Source organism: Pantoea folii (assembly GCF_056678875.1).
Genome location: NZ_JBWXON010000017.1, coordinates 1 through 20,897, shown reverse-complemented (window position 1 = coordinate 20,897; position 20,897 = coordinate 1). Strand labels below are relative to the sequence as shown.

The 20,897-nt window shown below is 55.9% G+C and carries 15 protein-coding genes; 3 read left to right on the top strand and 12 right to left on the bottom strand.

The features are described from left to right. Positions 1-39: 39 nt before the first annotated feature. The 4 genes from rlmN to AC1MDE_RS18605 all read right to left on the bottom strand — a co-directional run bounded on the left by rlmN (position 40) and on the right by AC1MDE_RS18605 (position 9,209). On the bottom strand, positions 40-1,209 hold the full coding sequence (gene rlmN / locus AC1MDE_RS18620; RefSeq protein ID WP_034825665.1) for a dual-specificity RNA methyltransferase RlmN: 1,170 nt from the start codon (positions 1,207-1,209) through the stop codon (positions 40-42). A gap of 187 nt (positions 1,210-1,396) precedes the next feature. Further along, positions 1,397-1,828 (bottom strand): nucleoside-diphosphate kinase, encoded by a 432-nt coding sequence (gene ndk, locus AC1MDE_RS18615; protein ID WP_007884899.1) that lies wholly within the window; start codon positions 1,826-1,828, stop codon positions 1,397-1,399. Positions 1,829-1,997: 169 nt separating this feature from the next. Then, on the bottom strand, positions 1,998-4,316 hold the full coding sequence (pbpC, locus tag AC1MDE_RS18610; RefSeq protein ID WP_480344972.1) for a peptidoglycan glycosyltransferase PbpC: 2,319 nt from the start codon (positions 4,314-4,316) through the stop codon (positions 1,998-2,000). A gap of 6 nt (positions 4,317-4,322) precedes the next feature. Further along, positions 4,323-9,209 (bottom strand): alpha-2-macroglobulin family protein, encoded by a 4,887-nt coding sequence (locus tag AC1MDE_RS18605; protein WP_480344971.1) that lies wholly within the window; start codon positions 9,207-9,209, stop codon positions 4,323-4,325. 153 nt (positions 9,210-9,362) lie between these two features. Here AC1MDE_RS18605 and sseA point away from each other — a divergent pair, with 153 nt between their 5' ends. Then, positions 9,363-10,205, top strand: coding sequence for a 3-mercaptopyruvate sulfurtransferase (gene sseA / locus AC1MDE_RS18600; RefSeq protein ID WP_034825659.1), 843 nt, complete (start codon positions 9,363-9,365; stop codon positions 10,203-10,205). Positions 10,206-10,446: 241 nt separating this feature from the next. On the opposite strand, the gene sseB is transcribed toward sseA, so the two are convergent. The 5 genes from sseB to trmJ all read right to left on the bottom strand — a co-directional run bounded on the left by sseB (position 10,447) and on the right by trmJ (position 15,439). After that, positions 10,447-11,214 carry an enhanced serine sensitivity protein SseB gene (sseB, locus tag AC1MDE_RS18595; RefSeq protein ID WP_166936315.1) on the bottom strand — a complete coding sequence of 256 codons (768 nt, stop codon included), beginning with the start codon at positions 11,212-11,214 and terminating at the stop codon, positions 10,447-10,449. Between the two features lie 240 nt (positions 11,215-11,454). Further along, on the bottom strand, positions 11,455-12,741 hold the full coding sequence (gene pepB, locus AC1MDE_RS18590; protein WP_058959146.1) for an aminopeptidase PepB: 1,287 nt from the start codon (positions 12,739-12,741) through the stop codon (positions 11,455-11,457). A 62-nt stretch (positions 12,742-12,803) separates the two neighbouring features. Then, positions 12,804-13,973: an IscS subfamily cysteine desulfurase gene (locus AC1MDE_RS18585; protein WP_058959147.1), complete on the bottom strand. Its 1,170-nt coding sequence runs from the start codon at positions 13,971-13,973 to the stop codon at positions 12,804-12,806. An 89-nt stretch (positions 13,974-14,062) separates the two neighbouring features. Then, on the bottom strand, positions 14,063-14,560 hold the full coding sequence (gene iscR, locus AC1MDE_RS18580; protein ID WP_034825654.1) for a Fe-S cluster assembly transcriptional regulator IscR: 498 nt from the start codon (positions 14,558-14,560) through the stop codon (positions 14,063-14,065). A gap of 135 nt (positions 14,561-14,695) precedes the next feature. Continuing rightward, positions 14,696-15,439, bottom strand: a complete 744-nt coding sequence (gene trmJ / locus AC1MDE_RS18575) for a tRNA (cytosine(32)/uridine(32)-2'-O)-methyltransferase TrmJ (protein WP_034825966.1) — start codon at positions 15,437-15,439, stop codon at positions 14,696-14,698. 121 nt (positions 15,440-15,560) lie between these two features. Here trmJ and suhB point away from each other — a divergent pair, with 121 nt between their 5' ends. Beyond that, complete coding sequence (suhB, locus tag AC1MDE_RS18570; RefSeq protein ID WP_058959149.1) at positions 15,561-16,364, top strand: inositol-1-monophosphatase; 804 nt, start codon at positions 15,561-15,563, stop codon at positions 16,362-16,364. A gap of 42 nt (positions 16,365-16,406) precedes the next feature. On the opposite strand, the gene AC1MDE_RS18565 is transcribed toward suhB, so the two are convergent. Together AC1MDE_RS18565 and AC1MDE_RS18560 are read right to left on the bottom strand one after the other, a co-directional pair. Further along, positions 16,407-17,390 (bottom strand): nickel/cobalt transporter, encoded by a 984-nt coding sequence (locus tag AC1MDE_RS18565; protein ID WP_058959150.1) that lies wholly within the window; start codon positions 17,388-17,390, stop codon positions 16,407-16,409. After that, entirely contained in the window at positions 17,381-18,007 is a 627-nt protein-coding gene (locus AC1MDE_RS18560) for a DUF1007 family protein (RefSeq protein ID WP_058959151.1), read from the bottom strand. Before AC1MDE_RS18560 ends, AC1MDE_RS18565 begins: the two co-directional genes overlap by 10 nt. A gap of 156 nt (positions 18,008-18,163) precedes the next feature. Between AC1MDE_RS18560 and csiE the strand changes: the two genes are divergently transcribed. Beyond that, on the top strand, positions 18,164-19,432 hold the full coding sequence (csiE, locus tag AC1MDE_RS18555) for a stationary phase inducible protein CsiE (RefSeq protein WP_045814928.1): 1,269 nt from the start codon (positions 18,164-18,166) through the stop codon (positions 19,430-19,432). Here the strand turns inward: csiE and AC1MDE_RS18550 are convergent. Beyond that, positions 19,429-20,565 carry a 3-phenylpropionate MFS transporter gene (locus tag AC1MDE_RS18550; RefSeq protein ID WP_058959200.1) on the bottom strand — a complete coding sequence of 379 codons (1,137 nt, stop codon included), beginning with the start codon at positions 20,563-20,565 and terminating at the stop codon, positions 19,429-19,431. The genes csiE and AC1MDE_RS18550 overlap by 4 nt on opposite strands. Between the last annotated feature and the right edge of the window lie 332 nt (positions 20,566-20,897).

Below are 20,897 nucleotides of genomic sequence, written 5' to 3'. Positions count from 1 at the left end.
CACGGCTTACGCCCGGTGGGTATCACCAGGCGCCATGTTTCAGAGCGCCTTCACAGAGATGGTTTCACCGGCCATTTTCTTACGCAAGGTGCGTTTGGTACGGTCGATAACGTCACCCGCTAACTGACCACAAGCCGCATCAATATCGTCGCCACGCGTTTTACGCACGATAGTGGTGAATCCGTAATCCATCAGTACTTTGGAGAAACGATCGATACGGCTGTTTGAGCTACGGCCATATGGCGCGCCCGGGAACGGGTTCCATGGGATCAGGTTGATCTTGCACGGCGTCTCTTTCAGCAGTGCAGCCAGCTCATGCGCGTTGTCGGTGCTGTCATTGATGTGATCCAGCATCACGTACTCGATGGTCACGCGGCCCTGATTGGCGTTCGATTTACCAATGTAGCGTTTAACCGCCGCGAGGAAGGTTTCGATGTTGTACTTTTTGTTGATCGGCACAATTTCGTCACGAATCGCATCGTTCGGTGCGTGCAGCGAAATCGCCAGTGCCACGTCGATCATATCGCCCAGCTTATCCAGTGCCGGCACTACGCCCGAAGTTGACAGCGTCACGCGACGTTTTGACAGACCAAAACCGAAATCATCCAGCATGATGTCCATTGCTGGCACCACGTTGTTCAGGTTGAGCAACGGCTCGCCCATGCCCATCATCACCACGTTGGTGATCGGACGCTGGCCGGTAATTTTCGCCGCGCCGATAATTTTCGCCGCGCGCCATACCTGACCAATGATTTCGGAAACACGCAGGTTGCGGTTGAAGCCCTGCTGCGCAGTCGAACAGAATTTGCACTCCAGTGCACAGCCTACCTGTGAAGAGACACACAGCGTTGCACGGTCAGCTTCCGGGATATACACGGTTTCGACCAGCTGATCGCCCACGCGAATCGCCCACTTGATGGTGCCATCGCTGGAACGCATCTCTTCCGCTACTTCCGGCGCACGGATTTCAGCGCGTTGCATCAATTTGCCACGCAGCACTTTGTTGATGTCAGTCATCTGCTCGAAATCATCGCAGCAGTAGTGGTACATCCACTTCATGACCTGATCGGCGCGGAACGGCTTTTCACCCATCTCTAAAAAGAATTCGCGCATCTGCTGACGGTTAAGATCCAGCAGGTTAATTTTTTCGTTTTTTGGGGAAACAACCACGGGGGAAGCGGACGACGGCGTCACAATCTGTTCGGACATAATGTTCTCTGGCCTCGTTGTTACACGTTACGGCTCTGGTTAAGAATAGGAAAAAAATAACGCCCTCGCTGAGCCAGGCTCAACAAGGGCGCATTATTGTACTACATCTGCTGCATGATGCCAGGGGAACGACTTTACCGATGAGGAAAAGGTGTAAAGTCGTTTATCCGCATTGGCAGCAACGCACTTAGCGAGTGCGTGGGCAGACTTCGTTCTCTGCGAAGAAGTAAGCGATTTCGCGTGCAGCAGATTCAGCTGAGTCAGAACCGTGGGTTGCGTTCTCAGTGAAGCTGTCAGCGTAGTCAGCACGCAGAGTACCAGCCAGTGCGTTGTCTGGGTTGGTTGCACCCATCAGGTCACGGTGACGCTGAACGGCGTTTTCGCCTTCCAGAACAGAAACAACCACTGGACCAGAAGTCATGAACTCAACCAGACCATCGAAGAATGGACGGCCTTTGTGCTCAGCGTAGAAGCCTTCAGCCTGCTCTTTGGTCAGGTGCAGCATTTTTGCGCCAACGATTTTGAAGCCTGCGCTTTCGAAACGGTTGTAGATAGCACCAATCACGTTCTTAGCGACGGCGTTTGGTTTAACGATAGAGAAAGTACGTTCGATTGCCATGATGACCTCTAGTTAGCATCCTGAAGAAACCGGGAATTCGCTCCCGGTAAGAAAACGCGCCGATTATAGGGACATCATCGGGCGTTGCCTATTGCCGATTGGTGGAATTATCGAAAATAATTGATTTTTGTCGGGGCGAACACGCGCAGAATCTGGCATACGCGGCTATTTAACCCCGAATAAATGAGACGGATGCCAGTTGGCCCGATTCATCCATTACCACCAGTTGATACTGGCCCGGTTCACTGAGGACCAGCGCCGCACTGTTTTGCCCCGCTTGCTGTTCCACCGGCTGCCCGTTCAAAAACCACCAGCGCTGCGATCCCCTTCCGCCTTGTACGGCAACCGGCAGCACCAATACCACTTTGCCTGGCAGCGGCTGCACACGCTGCCCCTCAATTACGCCGGTGATCAAGAGCGGTGGCGCACTGCCCTGATTTAAGGGTGGGCAGCGAGGATCAACAGGCGGCAGGCGCTGCTGGCGGCGTTCCGCCACTGGCAACCAGGGTTCCAGCGGCAGAGGCCACATCAAACGTTCGTGACTCTGCGCCTCGGGGCAATCGGCAGCCACGCGTAAGCCCTGCGGGTTTATCCAATAACGCTGACGTAAACCATTCACCCCTTCCTGACCGGGTGCCAACAGTGTCGGCGGCACGGTTTGATTCAGTATCCAGCTTTGGCGGCGCTGGCGGCAATTTTCGTCGCCCTGCGGCAAAGGTTGTCCTCCGGGCCAGCAAATGCTCATGGCGCTGACGCTCTTCGGCCGCGGATCGCGCGGTACGCCGTGCAGCGGCATATGCCCCGCCAGCAGGTTGTTAACCTGATTCATCACCGGTACCGCAGAGGCAAAGCCAAACTGCCCGGCAACCGGCGTGGCATCGGGCCTGCCAACCCATACGCCGATTAAATAGCGCGGCGTGATGCCAATCGTCCAGGCATCGCGATAGCCGTAACTGGTGCCGGTTTTCCAGGCCAGTGGTGCAATATCAGGAATGGCCGCGGATGGCAGCGCTTCGCCGGCCAGAATACGTCGCACAATCCAGGCAGCGCCCGGCGAAAGCAATGACCGCTCTTGTAATCGCTGATTGGGCAACCAGCGCAGCTGGGCGGCATTCCCCTGACGGGCAAAAGCGCTATAAGCCGCCACGATGTCATCGAGCCGCGCGCCCGTGCCGCCGAGGACCAGCGACAGATTCGGTTCAGATCCTGCCGGAAAGCGCAGGTTCAGGCCGACATTGCGCAGACGCGCCGCCACCGTTTTCGGGCCAAGCGCGTCCAGCAGTTGCACCGCTGGCAGGTTCAGTGAACGCTCCAGCGCCTCGCTGGCACTTACCGGACCGTGAAAACCGGAGTCAAAGTTTCCGGGGCGATAATCACCGAAACGGCGCGGCACATCCTGCAGCAGTGATTCACCGTGGATCAGTCCCTCATCCAGCGCCATGCCATAAACAAAAGGTTTCAGCACCGATCCGGGCGATCGCACGCTGGAGATCATATCGACATGGCCAAAGCGACTGTCGTCATTGAATGACACCGAGCCAATATAGCCACGCACTTTCATATCCTGATGATCCACTACCAGCAGCGCCAGCGAGGTGCGTGGCGGCAACTGGGTTTTCATCGCTGACGCCAGACTCTCCAGTTCGCGCTGCAGCGACACATCGATGGTCGAGGTAATTTTGTTGTCGGGAGAGAGCGACAGCAGGCGGCGTGCCAGCAACGGTGCCATTTGCGGCGTTTGTCGCGGCGGCAACCAGATCGCTTCCTGTTTAATATCCGCCACATCCTGCGCCGACCACACCTGATATTCTGCCAGTCGATCCAGCACTTTATTGCGCGCCGCTTCCGCACGTTGCGGCCAGCGGTCCGGGCGCAGACGGCTCGGGGCCTGTGGCAGCACGGCGAGCAACGCTGCTTCACCTTTGGTGAGCTGAGATGGCGGCTTACCCAGCCACATCCAACTTGCTGCGCCAATGCCTTCCACCGTGCCGCCAAACGGCGCACGATTAAGATAGAGTGTGAGAATGTCACGCTTGGATAAATGCCACTCCAGCTGTAGCGCTCGCCAGGCCTGAACCACCTTACCACGCAGCGTACGCGGTTGTGGGTCGATCAATCGCGCTACCTGCATGGTTAGCGTGCTGCCGCCTGACACAATGCCGTGATGCAGCAGGTTTTGCCCGATGGCACGCACAATCGCCATCGGATTGATGCCGGGATGGTGCCAGAACCAGCGATCTTCGTAAGTGAGCAGCGCCTGAATATAGTCGGGCGAGACCTCCTCCAGCGTCACCGGATAGCGCCAGACGCCTTGCTTGTCGGCAAAGCGCCACAGCGGCGTGCCATCCTCCGCGACCACCACGCGTGCAGGTTGCACTTCCTGCAGCGGCAGGGGATCGAGTCGATCCAGTAGCCATATACCGACGAGCATCAGCAGTAAAAAAAGCGGCGGCCAGCGCCACCGCTTCAGTGCATGACCTTTTTTCATTACCGCTTAGCGCACATTCAGTTTTTCCGGCGTGGTGCCAATCGCACGCCACTCCGGCACATACATTGATTCGACCTGCGGAGGCGGCAGACGATAGCTACCCGGCGTCACCGCGCGTGCCAGATACAGCAACGTGGCTGGTGTGTAGCCATCCAGCGCCAGTGCCGCAACGAAGCGGTCATCTCGGAACTCAATGTGTTTGATGTTGGCTTGCTGCATATCCATCATGCTCTCTTTCAGCGCATCGGCACTGTCGCCCAGGCTGGCGCTGCTGTCACTCAGGTTCTGGTTTTCCAGTTCCAGCCCTGCTGGCAGCAAATCCACCACCAGCGCATCGCTCACCCGCTCGCTGGCCGTCACTTTCAACCGCACCACCAGCAATTCACCACTTTTCAGGTTGGTGAGGTCAGCTGGCTTACCGTCGAGGGTGAAATACTCGCGGGTGATCTTCAGCACGTTGCTGATTGGCGACGGTGCTGTTTGCGGATAACCCACAACATTGAGCGTGCCGTAAAGCGGCGAATTATTGTCGCTTTTCACCGACAAGCCCTGGCGTAGCTGATCTTCGCTGATGCCCATATTGAGCGTCTGATTGCTGCTCAGCGGCTCACTTCTGCCCTGCAATGTGGCTTGCCACTGTTCACCTTTGTGCTGCTGCAAGGTGCGAGCGGCGAGGAACAGCGCATTGTTTTCCTGGGTGGAGAACCAGCGCTGACCATGTACCGCTTTCGCCAGATCAATCAGTAATGGCCCCTGCATATCGGGCAGCAGTTGGTTTTCAGTGATGAGCGCAACAATCAGCGCGCGGTCACGCACCGGGCTGCCGTAATCACCCAACCAGCTGTTGGGTTTGCGCTCCAGCCCTATGCCCTGTGCCAGCGCCAACTGCGCACGCTGTTGATCACCCATCAGTTTCAGCGCCACACCCAGTTGCACCAGCGCCAGACCTGATTTTGCCTGCTCACGCTTGTCGTACAGTGCACGCAATGCACCGAGCGGCGCCTGTTGCTGTCTTGCTAATACCAGCCCGGCGTAAGCTTGCACACTGAAACGCAATCCATCGGCATCGCTGCTCCAGCTGGTTTCTATTTGTGCCGGGTCCTGCAGATAGCGCAGCAAGCGTTCATCGGCGCGGCTGATCACCCCTTCCGGCACGCTGTAGCCCGCTTCACTGGCACGCAGCAGGAAATCGGTGACGTAAGCCGTCAACCAGAATTCCTCCTGACTCTCTTTGCTCCACAAACCAAAGCTGCCATTGCCACGCTGCATACCTGCCAGGCGCGCAATACCGGTTGCGATCGACGCCCGGCGCGCCTCGTCGGTGCTGGTTTTGATACCCAGCGCATCCAGCTGTGCTTTGTTGGTGAACACCGATGGCCAGATGCCGCTGGCGGTCTGCTCAAGGCAGCCGTAAGGATAGGCATACAGCTGGCTAATAAAGCTGGCAATATTCAGCGGCGGTCGATTGCTGAGCGACAGCTGCCCGGTCAGCGTATCCTTTTGCAGGCCGCTAAAGGCACTCGCCACCACCTGCCAGCTTTGGCCAGTTTGCATCACATTGTCGAAACTCAGGGTTTGGGCTGGATAAGCCGGGCGTACGCCGATGGTCCATTTACGCTCGCTGGGCTCCAGCGTCTCACCCGGCAGACTCATGCCAGAGACTTTGAGCTGCACCGACCCCTCACCAAAGGCGCCCTGGGCTTTAACCGGGATTTGCAAGGTCGTGCGCGCACCTTTCGCCAGCTGCACGCTAGAAGTGACCGTGCCGTTCAGGGCGATCAGTCCCTGCGTTGTTACGTCGACTTTTAACGTCTGCGGCTGATCAGTCAGGTTGGTGAGATCCAGCGCCAGCGTCGACTGGTCACCGCTGGCCATAAAGCGCGGCGTCGCCAGTTCACTGATGAGCGGCGCGGCCACCACCATTTTGCGATCCGCTGAGCCGAAGCTGTCAGCACTCCATACCTGCGCCATCAAGCGTAACTCGCCATTAAAGGCCGGAATCGGGAGATCGATGGTGCCTTCGCCGTTGGCATCCAGCGTGACTGGCTGCAGCTGTTGTGCGACGATCTGCACATCGCTGACCGGCTTTTTACCCCCTCGCGACAGTGCATCGGCATCATCGCCGTCACCACCAAAGCGCAGTGCCGCCAGCTTGCCACCGCCTTCGATGAGCTGACCATAGACATCATATTGATCGGCGTTGTAACGCTTACGGCCAAAGAACGCGTCCCATGGATTTGGCGTTTTGTAATCAGTGATGCTCAACACGCCGCTGTCCACCGCTGACAGCAAGACCTGAACCTGCTTAGGCAACTCGCCGCCTTCACGGCTGGCTTTCACCTTCACTTTGATTGTCTGCTCAGGGCGGATTTTTTCGGGCGCATCCATCGCCAGATTGAGACGTCGCGCTTCGGTCGCCATCGGCAAATGCAGCAGCCCTACTGCCCTTTTCGGCGTGGTGCCGTTGGCTTTATCGCCATCACGCACCACAATTGCGCTCAGATAGAGATCGTGACGCTTCCAGCTTTCATTTATCGGCACATCAATGGTTGCGCCACCCGCGGGCACGTCCATCGGCTGCCACCACAGTGTGCCACTGCTGGATTCCACCATCAGATAGCCTTTACCGGCAGCCGGTGATTCAACCTGCACTTTTGCAGTATCACCCGGTTGGTAGGCGCTTTTATCGATTTTCAGTTTGACCTGATCGGGACGTAACGCGCCGGTGCCGTCGGTGTTGTCCTGCCACCAGTAGCCCGCATTGAAACGCACGCTGCTGACAATGTTCTCGCCCGCATGCACTTCCAGACGATAGGTGCCCCACTCCACCGGGAAGCTGATTTTCTGGCTGCCGCCCGCGGCAATAGTGATGCGCTGCTCGTCTTCCTGCAGATCCTTCTGGTCATAACGCGACTGCCAGCCTTCGCTGTCTGAGAAGCTCCAGAAGTAGTCACGGCGTTCATGGATCAGGCGCACATCCAGATCCTGCGCCGCCAGTTTTTCGCCTTGCGGATTGGCATACACCACATCAAATTCCGCCAGGCCGTTTTCAGGCACGGTCGGTTCATCGCGATAACGATCGGTGCGATAGTCATACACCGACTCACTGTTAAACAGTGGACGGATACCCGGCAGTGCAGGCGCGGGCCAGATCGATTGAGTCGCGCGACGTGTCACCGGACGACCGCCGGTTTCCAGCAGGCTGGCTTGTAGTATCAGGCTGAGCGGCGAATGACTTTCTGCCCAGCTGCTTTCCACGTTGAGCTGCAGTTTGCCGTTCTGATCCAGCTTTTCATCAACGTCATCGAGACTGCGTTTCAGTTCCTCAGTGATATCGCCAAATTGATAGCCAGGCAGCGCTGCCACAGCTTCACGCGCCGGGCGCAGGAACAGCTGCCCCTGCAACTCATTGCCCGCCGCTGGTGCGCCATACAGATAACGGCCCTCGACATCAAAGGTCACTGAGGCGTCCGGTGCCAGCGGCTGTTCGCTGTTGCTCAGTGCCAGCGCCATACGTTCCGGCAGGAAATCTTCAACATGGAACGGCCAGCTACGCGGCTGGTTGTCGCCACTGTTGATGCGCAGCGTCCATTCACCGGTCATGGCTGAAGCCGGCAGTGCAAAGCGCTGCTGGTACACACCGTTTTCCGGCTGCCAGACAAAGGTCTGAGTGACTTCACCATTGGGCTGCACCACTTCGGCTTTTACCGGTTGTGGCGGCAGCGGCTTGCCATCGGCATCACGCAGTAACGCATTGACGATCACCGTTTCTCCGGGGCGATAGAGATCGCGCGGGCCAAACAAGAAGAACTGCTTGTCATAACCCTGCGGACCATCAATCGGGAATTCGGCGAGATCCAACGCTGGACGATTGAGATCGATCAGAGAGGTTTGCCCTTTCTGCATTGCCAGCAGCAACTTGCCTTTGGCGTTGGCGGGCAGACGCAGATGGCCATTGCTGTCACTGGTGCCACTCGCCAGCTGTTGGCCTTTCTCGTCCAGCAGTTGCACATTGACGTCATCTAGCGGTGCGCCATTGGCGAGGCTTTGCGTAAAGAGTTCCAGTTGATCCGGGAAGCTATGCAGCGATAAACCAATGTCGCTGAGCGTAAACAGGGTTGCTGGCTGTGTGTAATTGTAGGTTCCGGCCTGTTTCATCACCGCCAGATAAACACCGGGCTGCTTGAGCGCATCCACATCACCGAGCGGCAGCTGCATCTTTTCACGGGTGTTGCGTGCCGGATTGAGATCAAAACGTCCGCTGTAGACCAGATCGGCATTTTTCAGTAAATCGCGTGATTCCCAGTACGACAGGTTATTACCGTAATTCCACTGGGCGAGAAAATCGGCCAGTGCGGCGCTTTTCACCCGGAAGAAATCGACATCAATGTTGTTCACATTGAGTGCCAGCACCGGTAATCCCTGCGTCAGGCGCAGCGGCAGCAGTGATCCCCGGCTGGCGAAACCCACCATCGGCTGGATATCGCGGGTAGTCAGCGTCTGGCTGAAAGGGCTGGATAAGGTACTGCCATCGGCGGCCTTGAGGCCGGCATCGACGGTCACTGTTAATTTGCGCGACGGTTCAGGATGGCGGAAGCGTAGCGCCTTGCCATTTTGCGCCAGTTCCCAGCCGCCATCGACCTTACCGCTTTTCTCATCGCTGATATGGACCCGCGCGTTCAAGTCCTGTTTGCTATCGATGGCAGTATTGAAACTCAGCACCAGTGCTGATGCGCCATCCAGTTGCAGCTCGGAAAGGTCGATCACCGAGATCGTTTTCGCCGCATTTTGCACCACAGGCGTATCCTCAGCCTGCGCAGGCAGCAAAGCGCCGCCCAATAGTGTTCCGCCGATCAGCACGCTGAGCAGCAGTCGATTAACGCGTTTTGCCATGGTAAGTCCCTCACCAGCCCCAAAGGTTAAAATAGTGTGCTGCGCAATTTCACATCAACCTACTCACTTTAGCAACGATACCCTTGAGATAGCGTTCACATTCCCGGACACTGGTCCTTTCCGTTTTCTGATGATTGAGAAGAGGTTGTTGCGATGACAGCTCCCCTGTTTGTCTCTGCCGATTGGTTAAAAGAGCATTACACCGATGAAACGTTGCAGGTATTAGATGCGCGCATGTTGCCGCCAGGTCAGGAAGCGGTGCGTGATATCCAGGCGGAATATCTGGCAGGGCATTTGCCCGATGCGCCTTATTTCAATATCGAAGCTTTGTCCGATCACACCAGCGCTTACCCGCATATGATGCCGCGCCCGGAAGCTTTTGCCGTGGCGATGCGCGAACTGGGAGTTAATCAGGATAAACACCTGGTGGTGTATGACGAGGGCAACCTGTTCTCTGCACCCCGCGCATGGTGGATGCTGCGCGCCTTTGGCTGCGTCAATGTGTCGATTCTGGCGGGCGGTTTGCAGGGCTGGAAAGCGGCAGGCTTTGATGTCGCTTCAGGCCCAGTTAACCTGCCGGAAGGCGAGTTCGAAGCTCATTACGATCAGGGGCTGGTGAAACGCCTGACCGATGTGTTGTTGATCAGCCATGAGGGCGGCGCGCAGATCGTTGATGCCCGAGCGGCTAACCGCTTTAACGCAGAAGTGGATGAACCGCGTCCGGGCCTGCTGCGCGGGCACATCCCGAATAGCCTGAATATGCCGTGGAACAATCTGGTGGTGAACGGCGAGCTGAAACCGGCGGCTGAACTGCGCGATTTGTTTGAAAAAGCCGGCATTAAATTGGATCAGCCCATTATCGCCAGCTGCGGTTCGGGTGTAACGGCGGTGGTGGTGATTCTGGCACTAACCTCGCTGGGCGTGCGTGACGTCACCCTGTATGACGGATCCTGGGGCGAATGGGGTAGCCGCGACGATTTACCGATTGAGAAATAAAGTTTAGCTAGCCGATTAAACTGCTGAGCATGGCAATGAAGGGGGGGGGGCAGAACAAAATTCTGAGCCTGCCAATGATGGTTTGACTACCGCGCAATAAATTGCGCCGCTACCCGATAAGTGCGATCTGTAGCGGCGCGATCAGATAAGTGCGATCCGTAGCGGCGCGATTTATCGCGCGTATCTTAAGCCGGACGATGACTTTCAGATGCGCAATAAATTGCACCGCAGCTAGCGATGTTTAGATAATCCGCTGACTGCCTTTGAAGTCGCGCAGGAAACTCCCCCAGCGACGCTCATAAAAAGGCGTGATATGGGCGGTGAAGAAGTGGCTGACGCCTTTCTCGTCGACCACCACTTCGCAGATATCAATCGGTGCATCATCCGCCAGCGTATCGGTTGCCACGCTGCCTGCCGCCTGAATAATCTCATCGATATTGCTATCCGCTTCGATACCGATCAGCAAATTGGGTTCTTCCGTGGCGCTCTCACGAATGCTGGCGATATAAGCACGACGCACCTGCTTATACTTGGCAAACAGCTGCGTCAGTGAATCAATCATCTGCGCGGGCGGTTCAGCCACTTCCGACAGAAGCAGCGCATGGCCGCCTTCCAACACCGTTTGCTGACTCAGCGCACTACCCTCTTCACCGATCAAATGGGCAATCTCACCCGGTGAAAACTCTTTACCGGCGGGCAGCTTAGGATTGAGGAATAAACTCTCACCCAGGGTCATTTCGAACAGCGTGCGCGCGGGCAGGCGCAGATAAGGCTGCTCCTCTTTGATTGCTTCCTCCATCGCCTCTTCTGAGGTGAAGAACGGGATAACGCTGCCTCCGCCCTCTTTTTCCCAATGCAGCAACTCCACAGGCGAGGTGGCATCAAACTGCTCTGCAGGACTTTCACCTGGCACCCAAATATCAGATTCCAGCAGTAGTTGAAAGAATTCCGGACGGTGCGCAGGCTCAGTGGCGGCCAGCTTTAGCACCTCTTCAAGACGATTGCTCATTTATCAAGTTCCAAAAAAACGGCAAGCTCATGCATGAGGTTTGCCGCTTAAGCGCTGTTCGGTCGCCATAAATGACGACCCTACACAATACTGATGACGGGTGCACATCAACGACGACCTGACGTAGGTTGCACATCAATGGCGACCAGACGAAAGGTGCATGCACACCCATGGCGGCCTGACGTAGTTTACACATCTGTCTGCGACCTGACGTAGGGTGCGCATTGATGCGCGCCGGTTTTATTTCAGTAACAGATTGGCAATAGTGCGTACACCCAGACCGGTGGCACCCGCTGACCACTGATCCACCGCGCTTTTACGGTAAGTGGCAGAACAGTCAATGTGCAGCCAACCCTGCTGATACTTGCTAACGAAGTAAGAGAGGAACGCCGCCGCGCTGCTGGCGCCTGCTGCATGCGCAGGGCTGGCAATGTTGTTCAAATCGGCAAAGTTTGACGGCAGATGGCTGCGATGGAACTCCGCCAGCGGCAGACGCCAGAAGGCTTCGTTTTCACCAGTTGCACTGCCCAGCAGAGATTCCGCCAGTACATCGTCAAAGGTAAACAGGGCGTGATAATCGTTGCCCAGCGCCGTTTTCGCGGCACCGGTCAGGGTCGCGGCATCGATCAGCAGTTCAGGATTTTGCTCGCTGGCATCAATCAGGCCATCAGCCAGCACCAGGCGCCCTTCCGCATCGGTGTTCATCACTTCCACGGTTTTACCGTTACGATAGCGGATGATGTCGCCGAGACGGAACGCGTTACCGCTCACCATGTTGTCAGCACAGCACAGGAACAGCTTCACACGTTTGGTCAGGCCACGCGCAATCGCCAGCGCCAGCGCGCCAGTTACCGTTGCCGCACCGCCCATATCGGATTTCATCGAATCCATAAACGCGCTCTGCTTCAGGCTGTAACCACCGGTATCAAAGGTGATGCCTTTTCCGACCAGACAAGCGTATACCGGCGCATTTTCATCGCCGGTGGGGTTGAAGTCGAGCGCCAGCAGCACAGGTGCGCGGGTTGAACCACGGCCCACGGTGTGAATACCGGCATAACCCTGCTCACGCAGATCTTCGCCTTTAGTGATGCGATAACTCACTGCGTCACCGCCCACTTCGCTGATCAGATCGATCGCGCTGTGCGCCAGTTGTTCCGGACTTAGATCTTCCGCTGGAAGGTTAATGGTGTCGCGCACCCAGTCAACAATCTTCAGACGACGATCAAATTCAGTTTGATCGTTTTCGCTTAATGCTGGCCACTCTACCTGGCGCTTGCCTTTCGGGCTGCGATAGCCTTGCCAGAATGCCCAGCACTTCTCTAAATCCCACTCTTCGCCGCTCAGGGCAACGTGGCGAATCCCCTGACCGTCCAGCTTACGCCCCGCGCGCTGGATGCTCATCAGCGCATCGGCGCCAGTCAGGTGAAGGGTCATGCCACTTTCAGTGCTGCTCAGCAGTGCTTTTTCACCCCAGCGCGCATCGGCGGCCTGGGAGCTGAGCGTAATTGTCATCGGTTGTGTTGTCATCGCGTGGCTCCGTTTGCGTTAGGTGTCACCTTACGCCAGAACCGGCGCAAGGGGTGCATGAATTAGCGGGACGTGGCGGGCGTTAATGCCCGTAAACGGCTTACCGCTTTATTGACCAGCTCAATGGCATAGTCAATTTCCTCTTCGGTAGTGAAGCGTCCCAGCGAGAAGCGCAGCGAGCTGTGTGCCAGCTCCTGCTCAACGCCCATGGCGCGCAGTACATAAGAGGGTTCGAGACTGGCCGAGGTACAGGCAGAACCGGACGACAGCGCCAGATCTTTCAGCGCCATAATCAGTGATTCGCCATCGACCTGAGCAAAACTGAGGTTGAGGATATTCGGTGCGCCCTGCTCCAGCGAACCGTTAATATTCACATTCTCTAACTGGCTGATGCCGTGCCACAGACGTTGGCGCATGGCTGCGAGACGCGCCATTTCACTGCTCATCTCTTCACGTGCAACGCGATACGCTTCGCCCATGCCCACGATTTGATGCACCGGCAAGGTTCCGGATCGCATACCGCGTTCATGACCGCCGCCGTGCATCTGCGCATCGATCTGTAATTTAGGTTTACGACGCACCCACAGCGCACCAATGCCTTTCGGACCGTAGATTTTATGCGCTGAAAACGACATCAGATCCACCGGCAGTGCCGCAACATCAATCGGCAATTTGCCAACGCTTTGGGTGGCATCAACATGAAACAGGATGTCACGCGCGCGGCACAAGGCTCCGAGCGCGGCGATATCCTGAATCACGCCGGTTTCGTTGTTCACATGCATCAGGGAAACCAGCACCGTGTCATCGCGCAGTGCGGCTTCCAGCATCGCAGGCGTGACAATGCCATCGCTGCCGGGTTGCAGATAGGTGACGTCGAAGCCTTCACGCTCCAGTTGCTGGCAGCTATCCAGCACTGCTTTGTGCTCAGTTTGACTGGTAATAATGTGTTTGCCGCGCGCCTGATGGAATTGAGCCGCGCCTTTAATGGCGAGGTTATCAGCTTCGGTGGCACCGGAAGTAAAAACGATTTCACGCGGATCGGCATTGACCAGCTCTGCAATCTGATTGCGCGCCACATCAACGGCTTCTTCTGCCTGCCAGCCAAAACGGTGAGAACGGGAAGCGGGGTTACCGAAGGTGCCATCCAAAGTAAGAAACTGCATCATTTTGGTGGCGACACGCGGATCGGCAGGCGTTGTCGCTGCGTAATCCAGGTAGATCGGTAATTTCATTGCGCTAAAACTCCGTATAAAAAATCATACGTCTTTATAGCACGATTCAGCCCCGGCTGTGTGAACAGCAAGGGCTGAAGGGGAGCGGATTAAGCACGCAGATTAACGTTGATGGTTTCCTGCATACGATGCTGCTGGAAGCGGCGAGTGTCGTTCATGTTCTGACGATCTGCCACATCCAGGATTTCCTGGTTGTTTACCAGTTCAGCCAGCGTGATGTTGTTGAGGAATTCGCTGATGCGTTCGCTCAGGTCACGCCACAGGACGTGAGTCAGGCAGCGCTCGCCACCCTGGCAGCCTTCTTTGCCCTGGCACTTGGTGGCATCAACAGATTCGTCAACCGCCGTGATCACCGCGCCAACGGCAATCGCGCCAGCATCTTTACCTAACAGATAACCGCCACCTGGACCACGAACGCTGGCCACTAAACCGTGCTTACGCAGACGTGAGAATAACTGCTCCAGATAGGAGAGCGAAATGCCCTGACGCTCAGAAATGTCAGCCAGCGGCACCGGGCCCTCGTTTGAGTGCAGTGCAACGTCCAGCATAGCGGTTACGGCATAGCGTCCTTTGGATGTCAGTCTCATAGCATACAACCTCGTAAGCGTCCGTCCGGGTATCGGCGGGCTATCTGATGAATTGACGCCAGTCTGCCATTCCTGAGTAAAACGGTCAACTATTTAACCAAGTAATTTACTCAACTATTTAACCAACTGTTTTACTCAACTATTACCCTTATCACCTTTAGGCTTTTGGAACGAAGCCAGCATACCCCGCAGGATATTGAGTTCATCACGTTCCGGGCGCGCGCGGGTGTAGAGACGGCGCAATTTGCTCATCACCTGGCTCGGGGTGCCTTCGCGGATAAAGCCGCTCTCCAGCATCATCTTTTCAATGTGCTGATAGAAACGCTCCAGATCGTCCACCAGCGGATACGGTGACTCTTCTTCCTGCGGTTGTGGGCTGGCTTTTTCCTGCGCATCCAGCCATGCCATACGCACTTCGTAAGCAATGATCTGCACTGCCATCGCCAGGTTTAGCGAGCTGTATTCCGGATTTGCCTGAATGGCGACGTGATAGTGGCACTTCTGCAACTCTTCGTTGGTCAGGCCCACACGTTCACGACCAAACACCAGTGCAACCGGTGCCTGCTGGCCCTCTTCCACGCTTTTGATACCGCATTCACGCGAATCCAGCATCGGCCAGGGCAGCGATCGGGAACGCGCGCTGGTGCCGACAACCAGGCTACAGCCCGCAATCGCTTCGTCCAGCGTATCCACGATTTTTGCATCGCCAATTACATCGCTGGCGCCGGCGGCAAGAGAGATGGCCTGCGAGTCAGGTTTGACCAGCGGGTTGACCAGATAAAGATTGGTTAAGCCCATGGTTTTCATGGCGCGAGCAACAGAGCCCATGTTGCCAGTGTGCGAGGTTTCAACCAGTACGATTCGGATATTTTGCAGCATAATAGTGAGCGGTGAGAAAATGATGGCGCGTAGCCTAGCATAAAAGCAGGACATTTGCTGAACACCCTGATATACTCCGCGCCGTTTTCACCCGTTCTTTAACATCCAGCGAGAGATACCGATGCATCCGATGCTCAACATCGCCGTGCGCGCAGCGCGCAAGGCCGGAAATTTAATTGCCAAGAATTATGAAACCCCGGACGCTGTCGAAGCCAGCCAGAAAGGCAGCAACGACTTCGTTACCAATGTTGACCGTGACGCAGAACGTCTGATTATCGAAGTGATTCGTAAATCCTACCCGCAACACTCCATCATCACCGAAGAAAGCGGTGAACTGGCGGGCGATGATCAGGACATTCAATGGGTAATCGATCCGCTGGATGGCACCACCAACTTCATCAAACGTTTACCACATTTCTCTGTATCTATCGCTGTGCGCATCAAAGGCCGCACCGAAGTGGCTGTGGTCTACGATCCAATGCGCAACGAACTGTTCACCGCTGTACGCGGTCAGGGCGCACAGCTCAATGGTTATCGTCTGCGTGGCAGCACCGCGCGTGACCTGGATGGCACCATCCTGGCAACCGGCTTCCCGTTCAAGCTGAAACAGCACGCAACCCCTTACATCAACATCGTGGGCAAACTGTTCACTCAATGTGCTGACTTCCGTCGCACCGGTTCTGCTGCGCTGGATCTGGCTTACGTGGCCGCTGGCCGCGTGGACGGTTTCTTTGAGATCGGTCTGAAGCCATGGGATTTCGCTGCGGGTGAACTGCTGGTACGTGAAGCGGGCGGCCTGGTGACAGACTTCACCGGCAACCATGGCTACATGATGTCAGGTAACATCGTTGCAGGTAACCCACGCGTTGTGAAAGCCATGCTGGCGACCATGCGTGAAGAACTGAGCGAAGCGCTGAAGCGCTAAGCACCAAAAAGGCGGATATCATATCCGCCTTTTTTTACGCCGTTAAAACGGTCGTAACCCGCTACTCATCATCGGCTGTGCGCTTTGCCACAGTAACCACCCTGCCAGTACCAGCAGAATCCCACCTGCTAATCCTAATGCCGGCATAATGATTTTCGCCCCGTGCGACATTGCACTGTTTGCCCCTAGCTTTTCAGCTAATCGCCGCGATCGTTGAACTAATAAGCCCATTGCGGAGACCGTGACCGCCGTACCGATGGCCATGGCCACCGCCGAGGCCACACCCCACGCATAAACACCAATCACCTTAGAAAACAGCAGCATCATGATGGCGCCAGAACAGGGACGCATGCCCATGGAGAACACTACCAGCGCCTGGGTTTTCCCGCTCACCGCGCGATCCATCTGTTCAGCACTCGGCAGATGCGCATGACCGCATCCGCAGTGTTCATCATGCTGGTGATGTGGGCGAATGGCGTGAATCTGAATCTTCGCCGACGCGGGACGTAATAGCGGAAGTAATGTACGCAGCGCACGCCAGCCGACCCACACGCCCAGCGCCATCACCAGCAGATAACTGCCCTTCTCCAGCCAGTAACTGCCGAGATGCATTTGCCGCGATGAGGTTTGCAATACCACCAGCATCACTGTGACCAAACCAATCGCCACACCGCCTTGTAACAGTGCGGCCAGTAGCGTCAGTTTCATGCTGGTTTTCAGCTTCGCGGGATGCGTCGCCAGGAAGGTGCTGATCACCACTTTGCCGTGCCCTGGGCCCAGCGCGTGCAGCACACCATAAGCCAGGCTAAAAAGCATTAAAGTCACGCCCGCCTGCTGAGGCTGGTCAGCGACTTGTTGCAGGAGTTGGGTCATTTCGCGATTGAGGACTTTCTGCCACAACACGCTTTGCAGCAAAATTTGCGACCAGTGCTGCCACAGGGTATATCCGGCAGCAAGCATCACTATGGCCAGCAACCAAAGCGGCCACAGTCTGCGTGAACGAGAAGGCAGAGAAATCAATGACATGTCAGGGTTACCGTTTGCGCGAATTGCTGACCAAGATCCATGTCTTCCGGCGGCGCATCGGCTTTATCCAGCGACAGCGCATATTGCTTGAGCGAGTCATCCGGTTTGGGGGTGTGTAAGTCTATCTGGCAGTGTGCTTTTACGCCGTCGTCCATGGTTAATGCCTGTGGGTTATCGTAATACATATCAACAAAGTAGCTCGGATCGAAGGTCTGAATACGATACTGTTTCGCACTCAGCGACTGGGGTTCGCCAAACGGCACAATAAACTCCAGCACTGCTTTGTTGCCGTTGCGCGACAAATTGTACTCTTTGGGCAAATTCAGGAACTTCACCCGCGTTTTGTCCTGCCATACCTCTGAGAAGTAATGTTGCCCCAACACGTTCGCCATCACCTGCGCCGCCAGCTTTTTCCATACCACGTCACCGGGTTTCGCTTTGCCGGCATCGTAAAGCAGATCGGCTGAAGTAATTTCATCCATGGTCCACACCATTTTCATGCCTGTCAGATGATCGTTTTCGCTGACAAACTCGTTTTTCATATCGATAAAGCTGTGCGGATGAGACCAGGCTGCAGCGCTGAACAACAGCGTAAAAGGAATGAGTGCAATTTTCATGTGTTATAAAGTAACAATTCTCAAGTGAAGATTATACTGGTCCAGAAAAACTGTGACCCGCCTAAAAGCTCTGAGCAAAAGTCACGACAAAGTGCAGGGTTACCGAGTGGAGTTAGCTATTCTTAGCTCAAAAATGACCCGCGGATAATACTATTGATGAGTTCTGCACCTTCATCTGCACCACTCTTCAGCCGTGCCCAGCGTCGTTGTCATCTGCTATTGCTACTGTTTCTGCCTGCTCCCGCGCTAACGCTTGAAAAGCTCTGCCAGTTAAATGGTGTTGATCCTGCCGTTGCCCGACAGGATATCGCGGATGTCGGTGATGAGATACAGCGCTTCCATCAACTGGAGTTACACCAGATGGTGGATGGCAGCTTCCGCATACATGGGACGGAACTGGACAGGCGGCTCTGCCTGCTCCATTGGCTGCGACGCGCGCTGCGCCTGTCGCAGGATTTCGTCTGCGAACATTTTGCTCCCGTGCTGCGTCAGCGCCTGAAAGTCCTCAATATCGAAAAGGCGCTGTGGGATGAAACCAATCTGCAGGCGTTAATTCAACATTGTAGTCTGCGACTAAGCCGCGATTTCACGCCGCGCGATCGCCTGTTTCTGCAAATTTTTATGAAGTACGCGCTGTGCCAACGGCAAAATGCACTGTTTAATGAAAAACAGCGGGCATGGCTGGCAGCAAAAACCGAGCGTGCTGCCGCAGATGATGTGATCCACCACTGGCAGAAACGCTGCCATCTAGCGCCGGACGTTAGCGAAACCGACTTCTGGACGCTGCTGTTCAGTTTGATTCATGCGCCGGATGGGAATCAGCTTGAAGACCACCAGGCGCAGCAGCTCATGCTGGCCGTAGAAGCGTTAATCGCCCGTTTTGAACAGCTGGCGCAGACACGCGTCAAAAATCAGCACGAGCTGAAATTGCAATTATTCACGCATCTGGCGCAAGCGCTGGATCGCAGTCACTTTGCCATTGGGATTGATAACAGTGTGGCATTGGACGTGGCGCGTCTTTATCCACGTTTACTGCGCACCACCGAACGCGCGCTGTATCACTTTAGCAGTGATTTCGGCACGGAATTTAGCGCGGAGGAAGTGAGTCTGGTTGCAGTGTTGTTCGGTGCCTGGCTGATGCAGGATAGCGCACTGCAGGAGAAGCAGGTACTCCTGTTGACCGGCGCGGATGCGGCAATGGAACAATTACTGGAGCAGCAAATCCGCGAGATAACGCTGCTGCCAATCAACATCACTTATCAGGATATGCTGCACTTTCAACGAGAAGGTGCACCGCGTGACGTGGCGCTGGTGATCACACCCTACGCCACATCGTTACCGTTGTTTTCACCGCCGCTGATCCACGCCGAGCTGCCGCTGAGCTACCATCAGCAGCAACGCATTCGTCAACTGCTGGAAGCTTAAGCGGCGCGCGGACGAAGGAACAATGCAGGAAGCGCCACCAGTGCCATCACCCAGAACAGATGTCCCTGTAAATGGGTAAACAGCACACCGCTGATCATCGTCATCACGGCAATCCCGCCGCCCATCGCCAGTGCAGAGTAAAGCGACTGCAATCGAATCACCTCGGCCCCTTTGCGCGCGGCAATAAAGCGCATCGCTGCCAAATGGCATACGGTGAAGCTGCCACAATGCAAAATCTGAGCAGCAATGAGCAGCGGCAGCGCGGTGCTGGATCCCAGCATCACCCAGCGCACTAACGCACAGCAGCAAGAAAGCAGCAGCAAGTCGCGGGCACTCCAGCGACGGAACAGACGATTGCTCAGCGCGAAGATGACGATTTCCGCCACCACGCCCAACGACCATAGATAGCCAATCACCGATGCGGAATAACCTGCTTCCTGCCACCAGATAGCACTGAAGCTGTAATAAGCTGCATGTGCCCCCTGCATTAGCGTCACGCATAACATAAAGCGCCAGACCGCGTTCTCCCGTAGCATATCGCGCCACGCCGTCCAACCGCCGCTTGCCCCCTGCCGCACATCACCTTGTGGCCGGGTTTTGGGTACTAACATCATGCCGCTAAGCATGGCCAGCAAGCCCACACTCAGCAGTGCCAGAATCGCCTGTGATGACCAGGCACTCACCAGCATCCCCGTCAGCGCAGAGCTAATCACAAACGCCAGCGAACCCCATAGCCGCACCGGGCCATAAGCCAGACCAATTTGCTGCGTCCAGGTCGCTGCCAGCGCATCGCTGAGCGGCACCAACGGCGAGAAAAACAGGTTGAAGCCCACCATGACCAGTAACAGCCATAACCATTGGCCGCCAAACCAGAAACCTAACGCAAAAAGGCACGTCATCAATGCCAGCAGCCGCAACGCCAGAATCAGCTGAGAAGGGTTTTTAACCTGCGAGGCGATCAGCAGGCTACCGACAAATCGCGCCACCATGCCGCAACCGAGCAGTAAGCCGATTTTTTCAGCATCCAGGCCTATGCCTTTGAGCCAGACGCTCCAGAAAGGTAAGTAGATGCCGTAACAGAAGAAGTAGGTGAAGTAGCTGAGTCCCAGCCATCTGGCCGATCCGATGGTCATTTTGCCTCCCACAGGCATGTCAGCTGCGCCCGCAGCCCATTGGGCCGCTACTTTGTCAGAGGCTTGAACAAAAGTGAAATGAAAGGTCGGGGAATCGCTTTTTCTGCGACAGGCTTCGTATCGGAAATCGTACCTCAGACGCCGTAATAACAAGGTCTGCGTGAACGCTTCATGTGCGGTGTGTGCGGTGTGTGCGGTGTGTGTTGACTCTATACAGCATGGGTCGCGTGCATAAAAAAAGGATGGCAAGCGCCATAATGCCGATCAGTTAAGACAAAAATGATCGGTTGAACGATCCGGCAGTTCTGCAAGAATCCGTAATCTCTCAGGGA

What these genes read in the sequence shown, in the direction of transcription:
- rlmN (WP_034825665.1), bottom strand. Translation starts at nt 1,209, where the DNA reads ATGTCCGAACAGATTGTGACGCCGTCGTCCGCTTCCCCCGTGGTTGTT.
- ndk (WP_007884899.1), bottom strand. Translation starts at nt 1,828, where the DNA reads ATGGCAATCGAACGTACTTTCTCTATCGTTAAACCAAACGCCGTCGCT.
- pbpC (WP_480344972.1), bottom strand. Translation starts at nt 4,316, where the DNA reads ATGAAAAAAGGTCATGCACTGAAGCGGTGGCGCTGGCCGCCGCTTTTT.
- AC1MDE_RS18605 (WP_480344971.1), bottom strand. Translation starts at nt 9,209, where the DNA reads ATGGCAAAACGCGTTAATCGACTGCTGCTCAGCGTGCTGATCGGCGGA.
- sseA (WP_034825659.1), top strand. Translation starts at nt 9,363, where the DNA reads ATGACAGCTCCCCTGTTTGTCTCTGCCGATTGGTTAAAAGAGCATTAC.
- sseB (WP_166936315.1), bottom strand. Translation starts at nt 11,214, where the DNA reads ATGAGCAATCGTCTTGAAGAGGTGCTAAAGCTGGCCGCCACTGAGCCT.
- pepB (WP_058959146.1), bottom strand. Translation starts at nt 12,741, where the DNA reads ATGACAACACAACCGATGACAATTACGCTCAGCTCCCAGGCCGCCGAT.
- AC1MDE_RS18585 (WP_058959147.1), bottom strand. Translation starts at nt 13,973, where the DNA reads ATGAAATTACCGATCTACCTGGATTACGCAGCGACAACGCCTGCCGAT.
- iscR (WP_034825654.1), bottom strand. Translation starts at nt 14,560, where the DNA reads ATGAGACTGACATCCAAAGGACGCTATGCCGTAACCGCTATGCTGGAC.
- trmJ (WP_034825966.1), bottom strand. Translation starts at nt 15,439, where the DNA reads ATGCTGCAAAATATCCGAATCGTACTGGTTGAAACCTCGCACACTGGC.
- suhB (WP_058959149.1), top strand. Translation starts at nt 15,561, where the DNA reads ATGCATCCGATGCTCAACATCGCCGTGCGCGCAGCGCGCAAGGCCGGA.
- AC1MDE_RS18565 (WP_058959150.1), bottom strand. Translation starts at nt 17,390, where the DNA reads ATGTCATTGATTTCTCTGCCTTCTCGTTCACGCAGACTGTGGCCGCTT.
- AC1MDE_RS18560 (WP_058959151.1), bottom strand. Translation starts at nt 18,007, where the DNA reads ATGAAAATTGCACTCATTCCTTTTACGCTGTTGTTCAGCGCTGCAGCC.
- csiE (WP_045814928.1), top strand. Translation starts at nt 18,164, where the DNA reads ATGAGTTCTGCACCTTCATCTGCACCACTCTTCAGCCGTGCCCAGCGT.
- AC1MDE_RS18550 (WP_058959200.1), bottom strand. Translation starts at nt 20,565, where the DNA reads ATGACCATCGGATCGGCCAGATGGCTGGGACTCAGCTACTTCACCTAC.